This window comes from Roseburia sp. AM51-8, assembly GCF_003478275.1.
Lineage (GTDB): Bacteria > Bacillota > Clostridia > Lachnospirales > Lachnospiraceae > Pararoseburia > Pararoseburia lenta.
This window is the reverse complement of the sequence record NZ_QUEY01000006.1, coordinates 43724-66530: the sequence shown is the minus strand read 5'-3', so window position 1 is coordinate 66530 and position 22807 is coordinate 43724. Positions and strand designations below refer to the sequence as shown.

The 22807-nt window shown below is 45.6% G+C and carries 17 protein-coding genes, 2 tRNA genes and 2 pseudogenes; 18 read left to right on the top strand and 3 right to left on the bottom strand.

The features are described 5' to 3' along the window. Positions 1–26 precede the first annotated feature (26 nt). From DW996_RS11730 to DW996_RS11665, 14 genes and pseudogenes are all read left to right on the top strand, one after another. Positions 27–1838 (top strand): bifunctional homocysteine S-methyltransferase/methylenetetrahydrofolate reductase, encoded by a 1812-nt coding sequence (locus DW996_RS11730; protein ID WP_118535914.1) that lies wholly within the window; start codon positions 27–29, stop codon positions 1836–1838. Positions 1839–1944: 106 nt separating this feature from the next. Continuing rightward, positions 1945–4155: an ABC transporter ATP-binding protein gene (locus DW996_RS11725; protein WP_118281921.1), complete on the top strand. Its 2211-nt coding sequence runs from the start codon at positions 1945–1947 to the stop codon at positions 4153–4155. Next, positions 4155–6004, top strand: a pseudogene (locus tag DW996_RS14935) (ABC transporter ATP-binding protein). The gene DW996_RS11725 and the pseudogene DW996_RS14935 overlap by 1 nt, the downstream one beginning before the upstream one ends. Positions 6005–6121: 117 nt before the next feature. Beyond that, positions 6122–7624, top strand: coding sequence for a methyl-accepting chemotaxis protein (locus DW996_RS11715; RefSeq protein ID WP_158575325.1), 1503 nt, complete (start codon positions 6122–6124; stop codon positions 7622–7624). A gap of 125 nt (positions 7625–7749) precedes the next feature. Beyond that, the gene (locus tag DW996_RS11710; protein ID WP_118535910.1) at positions 7750–10176 is read left to right on the top strand and encodes a homocysteine S-methyltransferase family protein; all 2427 of its coding nucleotides are present in this window, start codon (positions 7750–7752) and stop codon (positions 10174–10176) included. Positions 10177–10282: 106 nt separating this feature from the next. Then, a tRNA-Val gene (locus tag DW996_RS11705) sits at positions 10283–10355 on the top strand. Positions 10356–10372: 17 nt separating this feature from the next. Continuing rightward, positions 10373–10446: transfer RNA gene (locus DW996_RS11700), tRNA-Met, on the top strand. Positions 10447–10606: 160 nt separating this feature from the next. Further along, on the top strand, positions 10607–11152 hold the full coding sequence (gene ispF, locus DW996_RS11695) for a 2-C-methyl-D-erythritol 2,4-cyclodiphosphate synthase (protein ID WP_118281917.1): 546 nt from the start codon (positions 10607–10609) through the stop codon (positions 11150–11152). A gap of 29 nt (positions 11153–11181) precedes the next feature. Continuing rightward, entirely contained in the window at positions 11182–11838 is a 657-nt protein-coding gene (gene epsC, locus DW996_RS11690) for a serine O-acetyltransferase EpsC (RefSeq protein WP_118281916.1), read from the top strand. Positions 11839–11856: 18 nt separating this feature from the next. Next, positions 11857–13263 (top strand): cysteine--tRNA ligase, encoded by a 1407-nt coding sequence (gene cysS, locus DW996_RS11685; protein ID WP_118535908.1) that lies wholly within the window; start codon positions 11857–11859, stop codon positions 13261–13263. Next, positions 13248–13679 (top strand): Mini-ribonuclease 3, encoded by a 432-nt coding sequence (locus DW996_RS11680; protein WP_118281914.1) that lies wholly within the window; start codon positions 13248–13250, stop codon positions 13677–13679. The genes cysS and DW996_RS11680 overlap by 16 nt, the downstream gene beginning before the upstream one ends. A 17-nt stretch (positions 13680–13696) precedes the next feature. After that, on the top strand, positions 13697–14446 hold the full coding sequence (rlmB, locus tag DW996_RS11675) for a 23S rRNA (guanosine(2251)-2'-O)-methyltransferase RlmB (RefSeq protein WP_118535906.1): 750 nt from the start codon (positions 13697–13699) through the stop codon (positions 14444–14446). Positions 14447–14454: 8 nt separating this feature from the next. Then, on the top strand, positions 14455–15060 hold the full coding sequence (locus DW996_RS11670; protein ID WP_118281912.1) for a sigma-70 family RNA polymerase sigma factor: 606 nt from the start codon (positions 14455–14457) through the stop codon (positions 15058–15060). Positions 15061–15146: 86 nt separating this feature from the next. Continuing rightward, positions 15147–16427 (top strand): EAL domain-containing protein, encoded by a 1281-nt coding sequence (locus DW996_RS11665; RefSeq protein ID WP_118535904.1) that lies wholly within the window; start codon positions 15147–15149, stop codon positions 16425–16427. A gap of 71 nt (positions 16428–16498) precedes the next feature. Here DW996_RS11665 and DW996_RS11660 read toward each other — a convergent pair whose 3' ends face one another. After that, positions 16499–17434, bottom strand: a complete 936-nt coding sequence (locus tag DW996_RS11660; RefSeq protein ID WP_147403557.1) for an MATE family efflux transporter — start codon at positions 17432–17434, stop codon at positions 16499–16501. Positions 17435–17532: 98 nt separating this feature from the next. Next, the gene (locus DW996_RS11655; RefSeq protein WP_118535900.1) at positions 17533–17820 is read right to left on the bottom strand and encodes an oligosaccharide flippase family protein; all 288 of its coding nucleotides are present in this window, start codon (positions 17818–17820) and stop codon (positions 17533–17535) included. 124 nt (positions 17821–17944) lie between these two features. Between DW996_RS11655 and nifS the strand changes: the two are divergent. The 3 genes and pseudogenes from nifS to mnmA all read left to right on the top strand — a co-directional run bounded on the left by nifS (position 17945) and on the right by mnmA (position 20681). Next, positions 17945–19128 (top strand): annotated as a pseudogene (nifS, locus tag DW996_RS14930) (cysteine desulfurase NifS). 23 nt (positions 19129–19151) lie between these two features. Beyond that, on the top strand, positions 19152–19589 hold the full coding sequence (gene nifU / locus DW996_RS11645) for a Fe-S cluster assembly scaffold protein NifU (RefSeq protein ID WP_118281908.1): 438 nt from the start codon (positions 19152–19154) through the stop codon (positions 19587–19589). Continuing rightward, positions 19590–20681 (top strand): tRNA 2-thiouridine(34) synthase MnmA, encoded by a 1092-nt coding sequence (gene mnmA, locus DW996_RS11640; RefSeq protein WP_118281907.1) that lies wholly within the window; start codon positions 19590–19592, stop codon positions 20679–20681. Positions 20682–20766: 85 nt separating this feature from the next. Here mnmA and DW996_RS11635 read toward each other — a convergent pair whose 3' ends face one another. Beyond that, entirely contained in the window at positions 20767–21576 is an 810-nt protein-coding gene (locus DW996_RS11635) for a histidinol-phosphatase HisJ family protein (protein ID WP_118535898.1), read from the bottom strand. A gap of 216 nt (positions 21577–21792) precedes the next feature. Here DW996_RS11635 and gap point away from each other — a divergent pair, with 216 nt between their 5' ends. After that, on the top strand, positions 21793–22794 hold the full coding sequence (gap, locus tag DW996_RS11630) for a type I glyceraldehyde-3-phosphate dehydrogenase (RefSeq protein ID WP_118281905.1): 1002 nt from the start codon (positions 21793–21795) through the stop codon (positions 22792–22794). Positions 22795–22807 lie beyond the last annotated feature (13 nt).

Below are 22807 nucleotides of genomic sequence, written 5' to 3'. Positions count from 1 at the left end.
GAAATCTTTAGATACGAGGAAAAAAGATGAAAATAGGAGAATTCTTAAAGGAACATACACTTCTCTGTGATGGTGCAATGGGAACTTACTATGCTGCGAAATTTCATAATGAAACATTGGTAGAACGTGAAAATTTCGAGCATCCGGAACGAATTGCCCAGATTCACGGAGAATATTTAGATGGTGGAGCGAGACTGCTCCGCACCAATACATTTGCTACCAATTTAAACTTCTTTGATTCTATCGAGGAGATGGAAAACAATATTATGATCGCCTGCCAGATCGCAAAAAGTGCAGTGGAAGCATACTATGAAAAAACAGGACTGACAAAAGAGACCTATCCTGTTTATGTGGCAGCAGACATTGGTACGATCTATGATATGGAGCAGAAAGATGATAGCAATGTTCTGGCAGAATATCATCATATCGTGGATACGTTTGTATCGGCAGGTATGGATATTTTCTGGCTGGAAACGCAGGTGGATGTTTACTATCTGAAGAGATTGCTTGCTTATATCAAGGAAAAAGCACCGCAGGCTTATGTGATGGTTTCCTTTTCTATGGATAAAACGGCCTATAGTAAGGGTGGCTTGCAATTTGATCGCATGGTGCGACTGATGAGTGAAATGGATGAAGTGAATGCCTATGGATTAAACTGTGGCATGGAAGCCGCCCATATGTACCAACTTTTGAAAAATGTAAACTTTCCATCAGAAAAACCTGTCATCGCCTTGCCAAATGCCGGTTATCCATATCAGTTGCGCGGCAAGACCATTTACGGAAAGAATGAATCTTATTTTCAGAAGATGGTATTGCAGATCGCAGACTTAGGGATTGATCTTGTTGGTGGCTGTTGTGGAACGACACCGGATTATCTGAAAGAGATTGCAGAACAGTTGAAAGGCAAGAAGAAAATAGAAAAAAAGACAGGCTCGCCGGAGACACCTGCTGTCTCAAGAACGGAGTCTGTATTTTGGAAAAAGTTACAAAGTGGGGAGAAGCCCTTTGTGGTAGAACTGGATCCGCCATCGGATATCAAGGTTGAAAAACTGGTATCGGGAGCGCAATTGTTAAAGGAACATCGTGTTGATCTACTGACACTTTCCGATTCTCCGATGGCACGCAGCCGTATGGATGCGTCCTTGCTGGGCAGTAAGATTCAGAGGGAGACCGGCATTTATGTCATGCCGCACTTGTCCTGCCGTGATCGGAATGTGATCTCTCTGCGCGGTACGATGCTCGGTGATTACGTCAATGATTTAAGGCATTTTCTGGTCGTTACGGGAGATCCGATTGCACAGAATGACAGAAACACGATCACACAGGTATTTGATTACAATTCTATCAAGTTTATGGGACTTTTGCAGGAAATGAATGAAGACCAGTTTTATCAGGATCGTATCGTTTATGGCGGTGCCCTAAATTATCAGGGCGTAGGTGTGGATGCCATCGCAAGAAGAATGAAACTGAAAATGGAACAGGGATGTAGTTTCTTTTTGACACAGCCGATTTATGCAGACGCGGATGTGGAACGTATCAAGGATCTCAAGGAGCGCACGGATGCCAAGATCATCGGTGGTATTATGCCGCTTGTCAGCCGAAAAAATGCCTTGTTTATCGCAAATGAGATGCCGGGTATGCATGTGCCACCGGAAACGCTGGCATATTATGAGGAGGGCATGAGCCGTTCGGAATATGAAGAAGTTGCCATCCGTGTATCCGTGGAGATTGCCAGAAAGATGTCTTCGATTGTTGACGGTTATTATTTTATGACACCGTTTAACCGCGTAGAACTCATCTGTAATATCATTGAGCGTATCCGTGAAGAAAATTTATAGAAATTTAATAAGTATGAACAGAATTTTGGATGACATTGGAAAAAAAGAGTTCTACAATAAGAAAGATATAAAAAATAAACACATGTATAAGAATTAGGGAGACAAGATGAAATTTTTATTTCAAAACTTATGGGAACGGAAAAAGGCAGTTGCCATAGTTATTGTGCTTTTGATCGCACAGGCATTATGTGAACTGTCACTTCCAAACTACACAGCGGATATCGTTGATGTCGGTATTCAGCAGAATGGTGTTGACTCTGTAGCAGTGGAAGAAATGCGTCAGGAGACACATAACTGGCTTCTTGCTTTTATGGATGATGATGAGATTTCTTATCTCAATGCCTGCTATGAAAAGCAGGGGGAGACTTATGTCCTAAAGGATGAGGTTTCAGAGGATAAAGACAAAAAAACAGCATTGGAACAGGTTTTGCAGGAGCCAATGGTGCTGACCTACTTTATGGAATATGGTGCGCAAGAGTCCGGCGATTCGGAATATGCATCCATGATGGGGGATGCGGCTAAGATGCAGGAGCAGTTAAAGCAACTTGCACAGGCAGGTGCACTGACACCTTCCTCTTTGTATGATATGCGTGCGGCGGTGACAGAAAAGTTTGGTGATCTGGGTGACACGATGATCGACCAGATGTCCATTGCCATGGCGCAGCAGGAATATGAGGCGTTGGGGTATGATATGCACCAGATGCAGATGGACTATCTGCTTCGTACCGGTGGTGTGATGATTCTGATGACACTTGGCATGCTGCTGGCAGCCGTATTGTTGGGATATGTTTCTTCAAGAACAGCGGCAGACATTGGGCGTAGTTTGCGTAAAAAAGTTTACACCAGTGTTATCTCTTTCTCCGGAAAAGAGATCGATCAGTTCTCGACGGCATCACTGATCACCAGATGTACCAACGATATTCAGCAGGTACAGATGGTAGAAGTCATGCTGCTTCGTATGGTATTGTATGCTCCGGTGCTTGCCATTGGCGGTATTATCATGGTGACCAGGACCGATGCATCCATGAGTTGGATCATTGTTGTGGCGGTCGCTGTTATCATCAGTGTAGTTATGGTACTGATGAAGTTTTCTATGCCGAAGTTTAAGATGATGCAGAAACTTGTTGACCGCATGAACCTTGTTTCACGCGAGATCTTAACAGGTATTCCGGTTATCCGCGCATTCTCACGTGAGGAGCATGAAAAGGAACGCTTCAAGGATGCCAATACAGAACTCATGGAGACACAGTTATATACAAGCCGCATGATGGCATGGATGATGCCAATTATGATGCTGATCATGAACTGTATTACCGTAGCGATTGTATGGTTTGGTGCAAAGGGAATATCCGCAGGTCATATGCAGGTGGGAGATATGATGGCATTTATTACATATGCCATGGTCATTGTTATGTCCTTCCTATTGCTTACCATGATGTCTATTATGCTTCCTCGTGCAGGTGTTGCTGCAGAACGTATTCAGGAAGTCATCGGAACGAGATCATCCATCACAGATGCTGAGCAGTTAGCAGATGATGAGATGGGAGATATCCGTGGAGAACTTGCATTCCATAACGTAAGTTTTGCTTATCCAAATGCTAAGGATAATGTACTGGATGGTCTTGATTTTGAGGCTGAGCCGGGAAAAACGACGGCGATTATCGGAAGCACGGGATGTGGTAAGTCGACACTTCTAAATCTGATTCCACGTCTTTATGACGTGACAGAAGGAAGTATTACTTTGGATGGTGTAGATATTCGTACCATATCACAAAAGAAACTGCGCGATGCCATAGGGTATGTTCCGCAGAAGGCTGTCCTGTTTTCGGGAGACATCCGCTCTAATATCAAATATGCGGATGAGACGATTTCGGATGACAGGATGGAAGAGGCTGCTGCCATTGCACAGGCAACAGAATTTGTCGAAGAAAAAAAGAAAAAGTACGACAGCCATATTGCGCAGGGGGGATCAAATGTATCTGGCGGACAGAAGCAGAGACTCTCTATCGCGCGAGCCATTGCGAAAAATCCAAAGATTTATCTCTTTGATGACAGTTTCTCCGCACTGGATTATAAGACAGACAAGGCACTGCGTGCGGCATTGTTTGAACATGCGAAAGATGCAACAGTTATCATTGTTGCACAGCGTATCAGCACGATCTTACATGCAGATCAGATCCTGGTCTTGGATGATGGAAAGATTGTCGGAAAAGGAACCCATCAGGAACTTTTGAAGCAATGTCAGGCATATCAGGAGATTGCGGCTTCACAGTTGAGCCAGCAGGAGATAGAAAAGACGAAAGGAGGCTTAGCCTAATGAGTGAGTCAAATGAAAGAGCAAAAGCACCTCGTCGTCATCATGGTCCTATGGGCGGAGGTCCGGGCAGACCGGTGGAAAAAGCAAAAGATTTTAAAGGAACACTAAAGAAATTACTGAATTATCTGAGTGTTTATAAAATAGGGATTGCAGTTGTAATCTTTTTTGCAATTTTAAGTACCATATTTAATGTAATCGGACCAAAGATTTTAAGTAAGGCGACAACAGAGTTGTTCACCGGTCTGGTCGCAAAGATTCAGGGGACAGGAAATATTCGTTTTGATGTGATCGGCAAGATTTTATTGATCCTGCTTGCAATTTATATCTTTAGTGCGCTGATGAGTTTTGTGCAGGGATATATTATGGCAGGGGTATCGCAAAAGATGACATACCGCATGAGATCGGAAATCTCCGAAAAAATCCATCGACTGCCAATGTCCTATTTTGAATCCAAGACCGTCGGTGAGATCCTTTCGCGTATCACCAACGATGTCGATACCTTAGGACAGAGTTTGAACCAGAGTGTGACACAGGTGATTACCTCGGTGGCAACAATGGTAGGCGTACTTGTCATGATGCTTTCCATCAGCCCGCTGATGACCTTGATCGCGCTTGTTATTTTACCGGTTTCTATTGCACTTGTAATGCTGGTTGTTAAGTTTTCGCAGAAATACTTTATTGCCCAGCAGAGAACCCTAGGTGAGATAAATGGTCAGGTGGAGGAGACCTTCTCTGGACAGAACATCGTTAAATCATTCAACAAAGAAAAGGATGTTTTAGCGGAGTTTGATACAAGAAACGAAGAACTTTATAACTCTGCATGGAAGTCACAGTTTTTATCCGGACTGATGCAGCCGATCATGACATTTGTTGGAACCTCGGTTATGTTGCAGTGGCCATTGTCGGAAGTATTCTTGCAGTGGCAGGAACGATCACCGTTGGCGATATTCAGGCATTCATCCAATATGTAAAGAACTTTACGCAGCCGATCCAGCAGATGGCAAATGTTTCTAACCTCTTGCAGTCTACCGTTGCTGCCGCAGAGCGTGTTTTTGAGTTCTTAGAAGAGACCGAAGAAGTTGAGACGGAAAACCCAATGATTATGGATCATGTTTCGGGGGCAGTTTCTTTTGAACATGTCAAATTTGGTTACAACGAAGATAAGATCATCATCCATGATTTTTCAAGTCAGGTAAAACCGGGACAGATGGTTGCAATTGTAGGACCTACCGGTGCCGGAAAGACAACGATGGTAAAACTATTGATGCGTTTTTATGATGTCAACGAAGGCTGCATCAAGATCGACGGACAGGATATCCGTGCGTTCGGCCGCAGCAATCTGCGAGAACATTTTGGTATGGTCTTGCAGGATACATGGTTATTTAAGGGAAGCATCATGGAGAATATCCGTTATGGAAAACTCGATGCGACAGATGAAGAAGTGATCGCCGCAGCAAAGGCAGCGCATGCACATCACTTTATCGAGACTTTGCCGGGTGGTTATGATTTTGTTTTGAATGAAGAAGCAACCAATGTTTCACAGGGACAAAGGCAGTTGCTTACCATTGCCAGATCTATACTTGCCGATAATCCAATTCTGATTTTGGATGAAGCGACAAGTTCTGTAGATACCAGAACAGAGCAGAGAATACAGAAGGCAATGAATCATCTGATGCAGGGCAGAACAAGTTTTGTCATTGCACACAGATTGTCTACGATCAAAGATGCAGACCTGATCCTTGTTATGAAAGATGGCGATATCATCGAGCAGGGCAGCCATGAAGATCTGATCGCTCAAAATGGTTTTTATGCAGAACTCTACAACAGCCAGTTTGAAGAAGTTGGATAATGTAATCAACTAATGTTTATACACACAATTGTCGAAAAAACACAAAAATGGATGACAGACCGGAAGATGAGTGTTATACTTTTCTTATAATTTTTTGTAAGGGAAGGGATGAATGACATGGAATTGATGCAACGGCAGATGAAGGAAAAGAATCGCGTCGCTTTTACAGTGGCGGTGATTATTACGGGCATTGAACTGGCACTGGCACTTCTTAGTTTTACGCAGGCAGACACGTTGATCGCGAATGCAATCGTACGAACGGTAGTCTGTGCAGTGGCAATGGTACTTTTGATCGTTGTGTATAATAGGAATGAGGCAGATGAACGGTTTGAAAAGATATTTATGATTACATTGATCGTGGTATATGCTGTTTATATTCTTTCTGTTCGCAGTATCGGTATGTATGCTTTTATGTACTTGATCTTATTCTCCATGGCTGTTTATATGCATCCGAAGTGGATCATGGCAGGGGGCATTGCCTTTAGTATCGTCAATGCTATCAAGGTCGTGCAGTGCAAGGTCATTTATGCGGACGAATCTTTGTTTTCAACCAGTTTCGTTCAGTTGATCTTTGCGGTGGCGACGACGGTGGTTGCTTATATCGTAGTCAAGATGATGCAGGAGCATCATGCACAGGACAAAGAAGAAGTAGAACGACGTGCAAAAGAACAGCAGACTGTGGCTGAGAATATCATCCGTATGTCCGATGAACTGGTGCAGATGTTTGAACAGGCAAAGGGGAAGGCAGAACGCCTGACAGAGAGCATGGAGACCAGCAACGGTTCTGTGCAGGAGATTTCTCTGGGTGTTAAGTCTACGGCGCAGGCGATCGAGCATCAGACCATGATGACCAGTGATATCCAGACCAGTCTGGAAAATGCCGGCAATGGTACGGAACTCATGAAAGAGGCGGTAGAGGTATCCACAACGACAGTTCAGAACGGAGCCCAGTTGATCGAAGAACTGCGTGAGCAGGCAATCGGAACAGCCCAGATCAACCGTCAGACAAAGGACACGACGGACGAACTGAACAACCGTATCAAGGAAGTAGAAGAGATCGTCGGAACCATTCTTAGTATTTCCGGACAGACCAATCTATTAGCCCTCAATGCATCCATAGAGGCTGCGAGAGCAGGAGATGCAGGCAAGGGATTTGCGGTTGTTGCAGATGAGATCCGCACCCTTTCTGAGGAGACCAAGGAATCTACCGGCAAGATTACGGCTATCATTGAAAAACTTACGGTCAATGTAGGAGAGGCATCGGAAAATATGCGCAAGTCTACCGAGTCCGTAGAAAAACAGAATGAGATGATCGCTACAACTGCAGAAAACTTCAAGTTGATCGAGGAAAAGATGCAGGAAGCATATACAGAGATTCAGAGTCTGAGCGGAGAGGTTAATGATATCCTAACATCCAACAGTCAGATTAGCGACAGCATTACAGACCTGTCTGCAACCAGTGAAGAAGTGGCTGCATCATCTGAGAGTTGTACAACAGTCTTTGGACAGAGTGTGGCAGATCTAGAGACACTGAACGAACAGTTGAATCAGATCTTCCGTATTGCTGAGAATCTCAAGGATGTGGCAGAACAGGAAAATGACATGATTGTGTCAGAATAGAAGGTTTGCCGGTCTACTGGCGAGCAAGTAAAGGGTTGCAGAAAGCAACCCTTTTTTTTATAATGAAGGCTGATTGAAAAACTGTAGAAGTATAACATATATAAAGATAAAAGGAAGAAACAAAGATGACAAAGCAGGAACTACAGGATCTTTTTCAAAAAGGACCGATCATATTGGATGGAGCAACGGGCTCAAACCTGATGGCAAAGGGTATGCCTATGGGAGTATGCCCGGAGGATTGGATCTATCATCACAAGGAGGCAATCGTTTCCTTACAAAAGGCATATGTCGAGGCGGGAACACAGATTTTGTATGCACCGACTTTTACAGCAAATCGCATCAAATTAGCAGAATATGACATGGAAGATCGCTTAGAAGAATTGAATCGTGCCATGGTGCGCTACAGTAGGGAAGCGGCAGGAGATCGGGCATTTGTTGCCGGAGATCTTACCATGACGGGCAGACAGTTATATCCGGTCGGAGATCTCATGTTTGAGGATCTTGTGGATGTCTATAAGGAGCAGGTGAGGGCAATCTTAAAGGAGGGTGTGGATCTCTTTGTGATTGAAACCATGATGAGTTTGCAGGAATGTCGTGCGGCTCTTTTGGCAGTCAAGGAAACCTGTGATCTTCCGGTTATGATCTCCTTGACCTACAATGAGGACGGCAGAACTCTGTATGGCACATCACCTGAGATCGCCATGGTTGTTTTAGAGCATATGGGCGCGGATATTGTCGGCGTGAACTGTTCGACCGGACCTCTTGCTATGATCCCTTTGGTAAAGGCTATGCTGCCTTATGCGGATATCCCGATCATGGTCAAACCCAATGCCGGCATGCCGGAACTGGAGAATGGTGAGACGGTCTATAAGATGACCCCGGAGGAGTTTGCGGATGCCTGCGAACAATTAGTAGATGCCGGAGCATCGGTCGTGGGTGGCTGCTGTGGTACCAGACCGGATCATATCAAGGCGCTGGCAGACCGTATGCGTGGCAAGAAAGTGGAGCCGATCCAAAAGAAGAACAGACCGGTGCTGACCTCGGAGCGTGGCTTTGTGGAGGTGACGCTGGACGGTGGCTTTAAGGTTGTGGGAGAGCGTATCAACCCGACCGGAAAAAAGGCATTGCAGGAAGAACTGCGTTCAGGCAGTATGCAGATGGTACGTCAGTTTGCCAGAGATCAGGAGATCGCAGGAGCAGCCATTCTGGATGTCAATATGGGAACGAACGGTATTGACGAAAAAGCGACTATGCTGGATGCCATCTATGAGGTGATATCGACGGTAGATCTGCCGCTTTCCATCGATACTTCTTATGTGGATGTCATGGAGGCAGCCCTTCGTATCTATCCGGGACGAGCCCTCATCAATTCTATTTCCTGTGAAGCAGAAAAAATGAAAGAACTTTTGCCGATCGCCAAAAAGTACGGAGCCATGTTTGTTCTGCTTCCGCTTTCACAGGCAGGACTGCCAAAGGATCTGGACGAAAAGAAAGAACATATTACCCATGTATTAGAGGCGGCGCGTGCGATCGGATTGCAGGATAACGATGCTGTGGTCGATGTCCTGGTGGCGACTGTGGGAGCCAATCCGTCGGCGGCTTTGGAATGTTTTGAGACGATTTCCTATTGCAAGGATACTCTACATCTGCCTACTATCTGTGGACTTTCCAATATTTCTTTTGGTATGCCACAGCGTATCTTTGTCAATACGGCATTTTTGAATGTGGCTCTTTCCAAGGGACTGACCATGGCGATTGCCAACCCATCACAGGAACTCCTCATGTATACGGCGCTGGCTACAGATCTTTTGCTTGGTAAGGAAGGGGCATCAGAGCGCTACTTGGGAACAGTACCTACGACAGCCATGAAGATGGTCGGCTCCAAGGATGTCAAGGTAGATAGCCAGACGAAAGAAGAGGCTCATCACCCGATCTTTGACTGCGTGGTAAAGGGAGACAAGGAATCCATCATACGGGAAGTAAAAAAAGAGGTGGAAGCGGGAGAGAAACCATCGGCTGTAATCGAAAAGTATCTGATCCCGGGCATCAATCAGGTGGGAGAATATTACGACAACAAAAAGTATTTTCTCCCACAGTTGATCGCGGGAGCCAATGCCATGAAAGAAGCCATGGAGTATTTAGAACCGCTGCTTCTGGCAGACAAAAAGGATGAGGCGAAGGCGACCGTCGTCATTGCGACCGTAGAGGGCGACATCCACGACATTGGCAAAAATCTGGTGGTGCTCATGCTCAAGAACTATGGTTATCGTGTCTTTGACATGGGAAAAGATGTGCCGGCAGAGTCGATCGTAAATAAAGCGATAGAAGAAAATGCACAGATTATTGGTCTGTCAGCCCTTATGACTACGACCATGATGCGAATGAAAGATGTCGTGGATCTGGCAAAGGAAAAAGGCTGTCAGGCAAAGATCATCATTGGCGGTGCCTGTATCACGGAGAGTTTTGCGGAGGAGATCGGGGCAGACGGTTATTCCAAGGATGCGTCAGAGTGTGTCAAACTGATAGATTCCCTTATCCAGTCCAAATTGTAGAAAAAGTTTGAAAAATAAAAAAATTGAAAAAATTTTTAAAAAAGTGTTGACGAAAGGGTACAAGTATAGTATATTTAATTTCGGTCGCGACGAGCGGCAATGAAATGGGATCTTAGCTCAGCTGGGAGAGCATCTGCCTTACAAGCAGAGGGTCATAGGTTCGAGCCCTATAGGTCCCATTCCAACACTTTAATATGGCGAGGTGGCTCAACTGGCTAGAGCGTCCGGTTCATACCCGGGAGGTTGAGAGTTCGAGTCTCTCCCTCGCTACTGAATGAAGCCTTGATCCTTTGGATTGAGGCTTTTTTGCATCACGTTCTTTTTTATTGAAAAGCAACTTGTGGATATGGTATCATATAGGGTGGTTTTTGAATTTGAAGATCATGTTATATTTTACGGATAAAGACCGTAGAATAGGAGGGAAAGACCTATGCGGATTGGAACAGGTTATGATGTGCATAAATTAGTGGAAGGTCGTAAGTTGATCTTAGGTGGCGTAGAGGTGCCGCATACGCTTGGTTTATTGGGACATTCGGATGCCGATGTGCTTTTGCATGCGATCATGGATGCTATCCTTGGCGCGGCAGGACTGGGAGATATCGGTAAACATTTTCCGGATACGGATGAGGCTTATCGCGGGATCTCATCTATGAAGTTATTGGAACATGTAGGTGCTTTGATCGCAGACCACGGTTATGTGGTCGGCAATATTGATGCTACGGTGATTGCACAGCAGCCAAAGTTACGTCCTTATATAGAACGCATGGAGGAAAATGTAGCAAGCGTGTTCGGGATTTCTGTGGATCAGGTCAATATCAAAGCAACGACTGAGGAGCATTTGGGATTTACCGGAAGAGAAGAAGGCATTTCTTCTCAGGCAGTCTGTTTGTTGGAATCTTTTTATGAGAGCAGCGTAGCCGTTGCTGATTCGGCAAATCGATGTTCGTCCTGTCAGGGATGTAGCAAAGAATTTTAAAAAGAGAATAGACAAAGAGGTTGTTAGTCATGTTTAAACATATAAAGGAAGAATTCGCGGTCATTCAGGAGAGAGACCCTTCCATCAAAAGTCCGATGGAAGTGATCCTGTATCCGAGTTTTAAGGTTATGATCAGTTACCGCAGGGCGCACAAGTTGTATCTGAAAGGTCATTATTTCTGGGCAAGATGGATTTCCCAGCGTGCCGCCAGAAGGACCGGGATCGAGATCCATCCGGGAGCAACGATCGGCAAAGGATTTTTTATCGATCATGGTACCGGCGTCATCATCGGAGAGACTACGATCATTGGAGATAATGTCACCTTATACCAGGGAGTTACCCTGGGTGGAACCGGTAAGGAGACAGGCAAGCGTCATCCGACTTTGGAGGATAATGTCATGGTCAGTGCCGGAGCCAAGGTCATCGGTTCCTTTACTGTAGGCAAGAATTCCAAGATCGGTGCAGGGAGTGTTGTGATCGAGGAAGTGCCGCCCAACTGTACTGTGGTTGGTGTGCCGGGGCATATCGTCAAGCAGAACAATGTCAAGGTGCCGACCAGCGATATGGATCAGATCCATTTACCGGATCCGGTACAGGAAGACATCAAGGTCTTGCAACAGGAAAATTCAGAACTGGTCAACCGTGTATTGCAGTTGGAAAATGAAATACGTAGTTTAAAGAAATAAGAACATAAGGAGAATTTCATGAAGATCTATAATACATTATCAAAGAAAAAAGAAGAGTTTGTGCCGATCGAAGAGGGCAAGGTCCGTATGTATGTCTGCGGACCGACGGTTTACAATTACATTCATATCGGTAATGCAAGACCTATGATCGTTTTTGACACAGTGCGCCGTTATTTAGAGTTTATCGGTTATGATGTCAACTACGTTTCCAACTTCACGGACGTGGATGACAAGATCATCAAAAAGGCGATCGAGGAAGGTTCCACGGCAGAAGAAGTGTCAAAGCGCTATATCGCAGAGTGCAAAAAGGACATGGCAGACATGAATGTCATGCCGGCAACGACCCATCCGCTGGCAACCGAGGAGATCGGGGGTATGATCCAGATGATCTCTACCCTGATCGAAAAAGGCTATGCCTATGTGGTATCCGATGGAACCGTATATTACCGCACACGCAAGTTTGCTGACTATGGCAAACTTTCTCATAAAAATCTGGACGATCTGGAAGCCGGACACAGAAGCATCAAGGTAGTCGGAGACGAAAAGAAAGATGACTTTGACTTTGTGCTCTGGAAACCAAAAAAGGATGGTGAGCCATACTGGGAGTCTCCATGGTGCGACGGACGTCCGGGCTGGCATATCGAGTGCTCTGTTATGGCAAAGCATTATCTGGGCGATGAGATCGATATCCATGCCGGTGGCGAAGATCTGATCTTCCCGCATCATGAAAATGAGATCGCACAGAGTGAGGCAGCCAATGGCGTAGAATTCTCCAAATATTGGATGCACAATGGTTTCCTTAATATTGACAACAAAAAGATGAGCAAGTCTCTGGGCAATTTCTTTACCGTAAGGGAGATCGGCGAAAAATATGACCTGCAGGTTCTGCGTTTCTTTATGTTGCAGGCACATTACCGCAGCCCGCTCAACTTCAGCGCAGAACTGATGGAAGCCGCAAAGAATGGTCTGGAGCGTATCCGTACCGCAGCATCCAATCTGCAGTTCTTAGCAGATCACGCAGAGGCAGAGGCATTTTTGGACGGCGAGGAAGCAAAACTTGCAGAAGCAAAGAACTATGTAGACAAGTTCAAGGCGGCCATGGAAGATGATTTTAACACGGCAGACGCGATCTCTTCTATTTTTGAACTGGTAAAATATGCCAACCAGAATGCAGACGGATCTTCCTCCAAGGCATATGTGCAGGCACTTTTGGACGAGTTAAAAACACTTTGCGATGTGCTCGGTATTATCGTAGAGACCAGGGAAGAAATGCTGGATTCTGACATTGAGGCAATGATCGAGGAACGTCAGCAGGCAAGAAAGAACCGTGATTTTGCCAGAGCAGATGCCATCCGTGACAAACTTTTGGCAAAGGGCATTGTACTGGAAGATACCAGAGAAGGGGTAAAATGGAAAAAAGCCTAAATCAAGAGATCAAAGATAAATTTGCGATCGCTGACGTTGATATCCGTACCTACTCGCCGCTGACACTGGCTTATATCGGGGACGGGATCTTTGATGTGATTATCCGCTCCATTGTGGTAGGCAGGGGCAATACGCCGGTCAATCAACTGCATCACAAGACCAGCCATGTCGTCAAGGCACATTCGCAGGCGATCATGGCGGAGGCACTGATGGATGTGCTGACGGATACGGAAAAGGATATTTACCGCAGAGGGCGCAATGCCAAGTCACACACCATGGCAAAGAATGCAACGGTGACGGACTACCGCAGTGCTACGGGATTTGAGGCATTGATGGGATATCTCTATCTGACCGATCAGATGGAGCGCATGATGGAAGTGGTCAGCATTGGGCTGGAACGCTGTCATTTATTATAAGCAGGAAAGGATAAAGAATGGAAGAGACACAAAGCCTTACAATAGAGGGAAGAAATGCCGTGTTGGAGGCATTTCGCTCAGGCAAGACCATAGACAAGTTGTTTCTCTTGGACGGCTGCATGGACGGACCGATCCGGACGATCCAGAGAGAGGCAAAAAAGCACGACACGATCATTTCTTATGTGACCAAGGAGCGTCTGGATCAGATTTCTGAGACCGGAAAGCACCAGGGCGTGATCGCTTATGCGGCTGCCTACACCTATGCCAGTATCGATGATATGTTACAAAAGGCAAAGGATGCCGGCGAAGATCCGTTTTTGATCTTTTTGGATAATGTGGAAGATCCCCACAATCTGGGCGCCATCATCCGTACGGCAAATCTGGCGGGGGCGCATGGCGTGGTTATCCCAAAAAGACGTGCAGTAGGACTGACGGCAACCGTGGCAAAGGCAAGTGCCGGAGCCATCAATTATACACCGGTCGCAAAGGTGACAAATCTGTCCCAGACCATCGAAACACTCAAACAGGAAGGTATGTGGTTCGTCTGTGCGGATATGGGTGGAAGCACCATGTATGATCTGAACCTGACAGGACCGATCGGACTTGTGATGGGCAATGAGGGAAGCGGTGTCAGTGACCTTGTGAAAAAGCACTGTGATTTCGTGGCATCCATCCCGATGAAAGGGGATATCGATTCCCTGAATGTTTCTGTGGCAACAGGCGTGCTGACGTATGAGATCGTGCGGCAGCGGCTTTTGAAAAAATAGGGGAGCCCATGGACAGATATGACGAGATGACGGATGAAGTCTTGGTAGCAGCCTATCGCGCAGGCGATTTTGCAGCCATGGAGCATCTGTGCAAAAAATATCAAAAAGTGGTTTCTGCTTACGGCAAAAAGTTCTTTATCAAAGGCAGTGAAGAACAGGATGTCGTGCAGGAGGGCATGGTCGGTCTTTTCAAGGCGATCCAGGATTATGACCCACAGACGCAAGTGAGTTTTTCACATTTTGCAAGGCTCTGCATCAGCCGGCAGATCTATAAGGCGATCGAGGCGGCGGATCGCAAGAAGAACCAGCCGCTCAATTCCTATGTGTCGATCTTTGATTCGGAGGACGAGGAGAGCCCAAACCGGCAGATCATCGAGAATATCTTGGCGGATGATGTGCAGAATCCGGAAAATGTATGGATCGATGCGGAAAAGACAGAGCAGATCGTAGAACAGATCATCAAAAATCTGAGCAAGATGGAACTGGAAGTCTTTTTTTACATGGTACAGGGACTGGACTATCATACGATCGCCGTAAAGATGGACAAGACAGAAAAGAATATTGATAACGCTATCCAGAGGATTCGACAAAAAGTTCGTCGCATTTTGGCATAATATGTATGATGTCAAGAGCGCGATGAATTTTTTTGTTGCACTTTGCGGTAACTGATGATAGAATCCATGTGGGAGTTTAATTAAAAATGTTAAATAAAATTTTAGAACACAAAACAGAAGAATTACCATCTTTAGAGCGTTTTAAGATGCTGGGATCCAAGGTGGTAGTGGAGATGAAAAAACCGGTACTTGCCAGTTTTAATCTGCGCAATCTCAAGTATTTTAATGAGATCTATGGGACAGCAAAAGGGGACTGGCTGATCACACTTATGGTGGATTATTTTTGCCGGGAAAACAAAAAGAGTATTTTGGGAAGCATGAGTTATGTGGACCATTTATTAGTTCTCTGTGAGGCGGGTGGAGATAGCGATGAGGAGATCTTAGCCTTTTATCAGGATATTGCAGACCGCTTCTTGGAGCGAGTCAGTGAGCATTATGACCGTGTCAAGATCCATGTGGAGTGCGGTCTGTACGTCATGCAGCCGGGAGACAGTTTTATCTATGCACAGGACAATGCACGCTATGCACGCAGGAGCATCCGGCATAGTTATTCCAATACGGTTGCTTTTTATTCCGAAGACCTGCGCCGCAGATCCATCAAGAAGGCAAGTATTATTCCAAATTTTGAACATGCCATTGATACAGACGGGATCCAGGTCTATTTACAGCCAAAATGTTCTGCCAAGAATGACCGTATCATTGGTGCGGAGGCTCTGTCACGTTTTTGTGACGAGGACGGCGAGATCTTGTCACCGGCGATCTATGTGCCGATCTTAGAGCAGGCTGGGATCGTTTCCAGACTGGATTATCAGGTGCTGGTAAAGAGCGTAGAACTTCTTAGTAAATGGCGGGACGACGGACATGAACTTTTCCCGATCTCGGTCAATCTGTCGCGCGTGGACCTTTTAGAAGATCGTTTTATTGAATCTCTGGATCATCTGGTGGAAGATGCAGGGCTGGACAAACAATATATCGAATTTGAATTGACGGAGACAGTGCTGGTCAAGGATCTGGAAATGATCATTGCTAAAATGAACCACCTGCGCGAGAAGGGCTACCGGATCGCTTTAGATGATTTTGGTTCCGGCTACAATTCCTTATATGTTTTAGGACAGGTTCCGGCAAATGTGATCAAGTTTGATCGTGGATTTGTTTTACATTCCATCCAAAATCAGATGGGAATGACCATTCTTTCCAATCTGGTCAATACCTTTAAGGAGATCGAGTTTGAGGTCTTGTGCGAAGGGGTAGAGACCGAGGAAGAAAAGCAGAAGATCGTTTCCTGCGGTTGTGATGTCATTCAGGGCTATCTGTATGACAAACCGCTTTGTATCGATGATTTTGAAAAGAAATATATTTATGCATAAAAAGCGCAAAAGATAGCATAAGATAAAAATCGAAGTCAGGACCGTTGTAAGGACAGCCTTACAACGGTTTTTTATGCATTCTTTTTGCATGTAATGGAAAGCAGGCGCAGGTATGCCATGAAAGCCGATACGACCTGACTGCACAGGACGCCAAGCAGGAAGGCGCGGAAGCCGTAAAGCGGGATGCCAAAGAAGATGAAGGCAAGACGGATCAGGGCACCGGTCATGCTGTTAAAAAAGGTATCTTTGACATTACCAAGACCGTTTAAGATGCTGTTCATGGTCGTGCCGAGAAAAAGAAAAGGACACAGCCAGGACAGGGTGCGGATGTAGATACCGGCGACTTCGTTTGCAAATATTTTCTGCCCGATCAAAGGGCTGAAAAAATAAAAGAAAAAGGAACATAAAAAGCCTAAGAACATGCAGAGGAAAAAGCCAACGGTGATGGAATGCCGGATATAATAGTTCCTGCCTTCTTCCTTGGCGCGCGAGATCGAGGGCAGGAGCATGACCGCGATGGAGTTGGAAAGGACGGTCGGAAAAAAGATCATGGGCAGAGCCATACCGCTGTAGATGCCATAGATGCTGAGGGACTGGGTATTGGTCAGCCCGAAGCGCACCAGACAAAGCGGGATCATGATATTTTCAATGCCGTGTAAGACAGTGAGGAGCAGGCGGGTGGCAGTCAGGGGACAAGCCATGGACAAAAGATCTTTGCAGGTGGTGTTGACTTGTGCGCTTGGCTTTTGCCGGATCTGCTTCTGGCTGAGGGACAGGAGATTTAAGTAATAAAAGGTTGCTGCGATCTCGCCCAGGAGGAGCCCTAGCATGGCATGAAATTTCGTGAAAGGCAGACCGCTATGTATGGTAATATAGTAGATGCCCATAACACTGCCGATGCGTACCACTTGTTCAATGCACTGTCCGATGGATGGAATCTTTGATTTTTGCAGACCATAGTAATAACCGTTGATACATCCATGGATGCATTCTAAGGGGATGCACAAGATGAGCGGATAGAGGAGTGTCTTTATGGAAGGCTCATGAAAGAGTCCGGCTGCGATGCTGTCAGCAAAAAGCAGACAGGGGATGCAAAAGACGGCGCTCAGGCAAGGGAGAGGCACATTCCCATAGCCAGGTAGGATTTTTCCCTGCCATCTTTGGCGGAAGAACTTTTGGCGACAAAACGGGAGATAGCGGTGTGGATGCCGGAGTTGGCAAAGGCTATTCCTACTGCCAAGAGGGGCATTGCCAGTTGGTAAAGTCCGAGTTCCTTTGCACCGATGGCGCGTGACAAAAAGATCTTATAATAAAAGCCTAAAAGACGACAGAAAAGCCCGGTAATTGTAAGAAGTAATGCACCAGAATAGACGGGGTGAGTATTTTTTCGCAAGAGATTTCCATCCCAAAAACATTTTTAACATTATATGTTAGAATTTGGTTGACAGAACAAAATGGGAATGCTAGTATATCAATATCCTAGTAAAGAGGTAGGAAATAAAACGAGGTGAAAACTTATGAAAGAATTTGTTTATTTGGACAATGCGGCTACGACAAAAGTCAGACCGGAAGTTGTGGAAGCAATGCTTCCTTATTTTACAGAGATTTATGGCAATGCATCTGCCGTTTATGATTTTGGACAGAAGTGTAAGCAGGCGATTGAAGATGCCAGAGAGACGATCGGATCCTCCATCGGAACCAGGGCTTCAAATATATATTTTACTGCAGGCGGAAGTGAGTCAGACAACTGGGCATTAAAGGGTGTTGCAGAGGTCTACAAGGATAAGGGAAAACACATCATCACGACCAAGATCGAACATCATGCCATCCTGCATACTTGCGCTTATCTGGAACAGCAGGGCTATGAAGTGACATATCTGGATGTGGATGCAGACGGGCTGGTTTCCCCGGAAGATGTCAAGAAGGCAATCCGCCCGGATACCATTCTGATCTCTGTGATGTTTGCTAACAATGAGATCGGAACCATTGAACCGATCGAGGAGATTGGTGCCATCGCACATGAACATGGCATTTTATTCCATACAGATGCTGTACAGGCATATGCCAGGTGCCGATCGATGTGGAAAAGATGCATATCGATCTTTTGAGCGCCAGTGGACACAAACTAAATGGACCAAAAGGTATTGGTTTCCTTTACATTCGTCAGGGACTTAAATTAAAATCCTTTATCCATGGTGGTGCCCAGGAAAGAAAGCGTCGTGCCGGAACGGAAAATGTGCCGGGTATCGTTGGGCTTGGCAAGGCGGTTGAGATTGCTATGGCAACCATGGATGAGCGTATCAAAAAGGAAAGCGAACTTCGTGACTATCTGATTGCAAGAATAGAAGATGAAATTCCGTTTGCAAAATTAAACGGACACAGAGTTAAGAGACTGCCAAACAACATTAATTTCTGCTTCCGTTTTATTGAGGGCGAGTCAATGTTGATCATGTTGGATATGGCTGGTATCTGTGGATCATCAGGATCTGCATGTACATCAGGATCCCTAGATCCATCCCATGTCCTTTTAGCAATCGGTCTGCCACATGAGATCGCACATGGATCCCTTCGCCTGACCTTAAGTGATGAGATCACCAAGGAACAGTTGGATTATGTTGTGGATCATTTGAAAGAAATTGTTGCAAAACTTCGCAGCATGTCACCACTTTATGAGGACTATGCGAAAAAACATTTGTCATAAGTATTTAAAACGGAGGAAAAATTATGTATAGTGAAAAGGTAATGGATCATTTTCAAAATCCAAGAAATGTCGGAGAAATGGAAAATCCGAGTGGCGTAGGTACGGTTGGTAACGCTAAGTGTGGCGATATCATGAGAATGTATCTGGATATTGACGAAAATGGTATTATCAAAGAAGCAAAGTTCAAGACATTTGGCTGTGGCGCAGCAGTGGCAACCAGCAGTATGGCAACGGAACTTGTTGCAGGAAAGACGGTACAGGAAGCTTTGGAAGTTACCAATAAGGCAGTTATGGAGGCTTTGGACGGACTTCCACCTGTAAAGGTTCACTGTTCCCTTTTGGCAGAGCAGGCGATCCATGCAGCACTCTGGGATTATGCACAGAAAAATGGCATCAAGATCGAGGGCTTGGAGCCACCAGTCAATGATATCGAGGAACTGGAAGAAGAGGAAGAATACTAATTGAAACAAAAAGTAGTTGTTGGTATGTCCGGAGGAGTAGACTCCTCCGTGGCGGCATATCTTTTAAAAGAACAGGGCTATGATGTGATCGGCGTGACCATGCAGATATGGCAGGATGAGGATGAATTTGTGCAGGAGGAAAATGGCGGCTGCTGTGGGCTTTCTGCGGTAGATGACGCCAGACGTGTGGCTGCAAGGCTGGAGATCCCTTATTATGTGATGAACTTTAAATCAGAGTTCAAGCATAAGGTCATGGATTATTTTGTGGAAGAATATTTACAGGGGCGTACCCCTAATCCTTGCAATGCCTGCAACCGCTATGTCAAGTGGGAGGCACTTTTAGACCGTGCGCTCTCCATCGGCGCAGATTATATCGCGACCGGTCATTATGCAAGGATCGCGCAGCTACCCAATGGAAGATATGCGATCACCAACTCTGTGACGGCTGCTAAGGATCAGACTTATGCGCTTTATAACCTGACCCAGGAACAACTGTCGCATACATTGATGCCGGTCGGTGTCTATCACAAGGATCAGATCCGGCAGATCGCGGAAGATCTTGGACTTCCGGTGGCACACAAAAAGGACAGTCAGGATATCTGTTTTATACCGGATAATGACTATGCATCCTTTATTGATGAGGCCGCACCGGATCGTGTACCGGGACCGGGGGATTTTGTCCTGAGCGACGGTACAGTTGTTGGAAAACATGAGGGCGTTACGCATTATACGATTGGACAGCGTAGGGGACTTGGCATTTCTGTAGGCAAGCGCATTTTTGTCAAGGAGATCGATGCGAAAAATAACCGTGTTGTTCTGGGCGATGATGACGATGTCTTTACGGATCATCTGGTCGCAGACCAGATCAACTGCATGGCTGTGCCGGAATTCTTGGACGGACAGGAATTCCTTGCCAAGATCCGTTATTCCCACAAGGGCACCAAGTGCCATGTGAAAATGCTTGCAGACGGACAGATGCGGCTGGACTTTGAAGAACCGGTACGCGCGGTCACACCGGGGCAGGCAGTTGTCCTTTATGATGGACATTATGTTGCCGGAGGCGGCACGATCGTTCAAGAGATGTTATATTAGAAATCAGAGAGCCATCTCATTACGAGATGGCTCTTTTTGTGCTTGGCACGAAAATGTGCAGAAGCATTTTTTATATGCCGGAAAATTAGTAGATGCTATGTGGATGCGGCACACGGTGGAGATAGACCATATATTCGTCAAATCCACAGGAGGCAAGAAAGCCCGGCAGACGGTCAAAGCCTAATGCAATATCGCTGGGTTTGTGTGCATCTGCGCCGATCGTGATCAGTTTTCCGCCGAGTTCATGGTAGCGCTTTAGGATCTGCGGGCATGGATTTGGCACAGAAAGCCCACAGCGGAAGGCACCGGTGTTGACTTCCAGTGCAATATCATGTGCAATGAGAAAACGCAGGATATCATCGATCAGCGGCGCATATGGCGTGTAAGTATCGTAAGGCTGGGCAGGATCCTGCGGCCCATAGCGAAAGACATAGTCCAAATGCCCCAGAGCGTCAAAATTGTGAAATGCCGCCAGGTTCTCATAGACGGCCTGATAATATTCTGTATAGGCTTCCGCAGGATCGCGCCTCTCAAAATAAACAGGGTAGTAAGGATCTCGCGTATGTACGACATGCACAGAGCCGATGACATAGTCAAAGGCATAGGATGCAAGCAGATCGGCATGCTTTTGTGCAAGATGCGGTTGCAGACCCAGTTCCAAGCCATGAAGTACAAAGAAAGGCGCAGCCTCTTTTCGCAAAGCCGGCATGGCTTTTTCGCAAGCATCCAGATCCAGATCGAAAAGATGTGGTTCTTCCTTATAGTCTAAATCCAAGTGGTCTGTAAATGTAATGCCGGACAGACCCAACTGTCTGGCTTTTTCTATCATATCCAAAGGATCCGCGTCACTATCACCGGAAAAATGACAGTGCATGTGATTGTCCCAAAGTTTCATTGGCAAAGTACCTCCATTCACTTACCAATTATAGAAAAATGTCGCATAAAATGCAACGAATCCGCAAAATGTCAGGACAGAGGAAAAATCTTAGTGAAAAAATTATCAAACTTTGTTTTTGGGGTTGAAATGTAGGTAGAAATTGGTTAAAATGAAGTCAGTTTGGGAATGTTATTCCCTAGACATAGTATTTTTAAATCTTAGGAGGAATTTAAAATGGCAGTAAGAGTAGCGATTAATGGATTCGGCCGTATTGGTCGTCTTGCATTCAGACAGATGTTTGGAGCAGAAGGATATGAAGTAGTTGCAATCAACGACTTGACAAGCCCAAAGATGTTAGCACATCTGTTAAAGTATGATTCATCACAGGGTAAGTATGCTTTGGCTGATACAGTATCTGCTGGAGAAGATTCTATCACAGTTGATGGCAAGGAAATCAAGATCTACGCTTTCCCGGATGCAAACAATTGCCCATGGGGTGAATTAAAGGTAGACGTAGTATTAGAGTGTTCTGGTTTCTACACAAGCAAGGAAAAGGCACAGGCTCATATCAACGCTGGTGCTCGTAAGGTTGTTATTTCTGCACCTGCAGGAAATGATCTTCCTACAATCGTTTACAATGTAAACCATAAGACATTGACTCCAGATGACAAGATCATCTCAGCAGCTTCTTGTACAACAAACTGCTTGGCACCAATGGCTAAGGCTCTTAACGATGCTTTCGGTATCAAGTCTGGTATCATGAGCACAATCCACTCATACACAGGTGATCAGATGACACTTGATGGACCACAGAGAAAGGGTGACCTTAGAAGATCTCGTGCAGCTGCAGTTAATATCGTACCTAACTCAACAGGTGCTGCAAAGGCAATCGGTCTTGTAATTCCTGAGTTGAACGGAAAGTTGATCGGATCTGCACAGCGTGTTCCATGCCCAACAGGTTCTACAACAATCCTTGTTGCTACTGTTGAGAAGTCTTGCACAGTTGAAGAAATCAACGCAGCAATGAAGGCAGCAGCTACAGAGTCATTCGGATACAATGAGGATGAGATCGTTTCTTCTGATATCATCGGAAGCACATATGGTTCAATCTTCGATGCTACACAGACAATGGTTGGAGAAGACAACTTAGTACAGGTTGTTTCTTGGTATGACAATGAGAACAGTTACACATCTCAGATGGTTCGTACAATCAAGTATTTCTCTGAGTTAGCATAGTCCTAGCCAACAT

Bases quoted from the DNA above. Each gene is read 5' to 3' on its own strand.
- DW996_RS11730 (WP_118535914.1), top strand. From the start codon at position 27: ATGAAAATAGGAGAATTCTTAAAGGAACATACACTTCTCTGTGATGGT.
- DW996_RS11725 (WP_118281921.1), top strand. From the start codon at position 1,945: ATGAAATTTTTATTTCAAAACTTATGGGAACGGAAAAAGGCAGTTGCC.
- DW996_RS11715 (WP_158575325.1), top strand. From the start codon at position 6,122: ATGGAATTGATGCAACGGCAGATGAAGGAAAAGAATCGCGTCGCTTTT.
- DW996_RS11710 (WP_118535910.1), top strand. From the start codon at position 7,750: ATGACAAAGCAGGAACTACAGGATCTTTTTCAAAAAGGACCGATCATA.
- ispF (WP_118281917.1), top strand. From the start codon at position 10,607: ATGCGGATTGGAACAGGTTATGATGTGCATAAATTAGTGGAAGGTCGT.
- epsC (WP_118281916.1), top strand. From the start codon at position 11,182: ATGTTTAAACATATAAAGGAAGAATTCGCGGTCATTCAGGAGAGAGAC.
- cysS (WP_118535908.1), top strand. From the start codon at position 11,857: ATGAAGATCTATAATACATTATCAAAGAAAAAAGAAGAGTTTGTGCCG.
- DW996_RS11680 (WP_118281914.1), top strand. From the start codon at position 13,248: ATGGAAAAAAGCCTAAATCAAGAGATCAAAGATAAATTTGCGATCGCT.
- rlmB (WP_118535906.1), top strand. From the start codon at position 13,697: ATGGAAGAGACACAAAGCCTTACAATAGAGGGAAGAAATGCCGTGTTG.
- DW996_RS11670 (WP_118281912.1), top strand. From the start codon at position 14,455: ATGGACAGATATGACGAGATGACGGATGAAGTCTTGGTAGCAGCCTAT.
- DW996_RS11665 (WP_118535904.1), top strand. From the start codon at position 15,147: ATGTTAAATAAAATTTTAGAACACAAAACAGAAGAATTACCATCTTTA.
- nifU (WP_118281908.1), top strand. From the start codon at position 19,152: ATGTATAGTGAAAAGGTAATGGATCATTTTCAAAATCCAAGAAATGTC.
- DW996_RS11635 (WP_118535898.1), bottom strand. From the start codon at position 21,576: ATGAAACTTTGGGACAATCACATGCACTGTCATTTTTCCGGTGATAGT.
- gap (WP_118281905.1), top strand. From the start codon at position 21,793: ATGGCAGTAAGAGTAGCGATTAATGGATTCGGCCGTATTGGTCGTCTT.